This window comes from Halioglobus sp. HI00S01, from assembly GCF_001635445.1.
Classification (GTDB): Bacteria; Pseudomonadota; Gammaproteobacteria; order Pseudomonadales; family Halieaceae; genus Halioglobus; species Halioglobus japonicus.
In genome coordinates, this window is record NZ_LWEE01000405.1 from 1 (window position 1) to 254 (window position 254).

At 63.0% G+C, this 254-nt stretch carries 1 pseudogene; it reads left to right on the forward strand.

The features are described from left to right. A pseudogene (locus A3709_RS24330) lies at positions 1-254 on the forward strand (AMP-binding acetyl-CoA synthetase); the annotation flags it as partial.

A 254-nucleotide genomic window follows, 5' to 3' on the forward strand; every position in this document is an offset into this window, starting at 1 on the left:
CGCGGTGTGTACGACGGTGGCCTGTTGCGCATTACCGGGCGGGTCAAAGAGCTTTTCAAAACTAGCAAGGGCAAGTACGTCGCCCCGGTACCTCTGGAAAACCTGCTCAGCGCCGATGGCTGGGTGGAGCAGTCCTGTGTATCCGGCCCGGGTCGCCCCGCCTGCTACGCCACCCTGCAGCTGGCTGAGGGCCTGCGCGACGATTACGATGATCCCGCGTTCCGCACCAAAGCGTCTGCCCACTTCGAGAAACT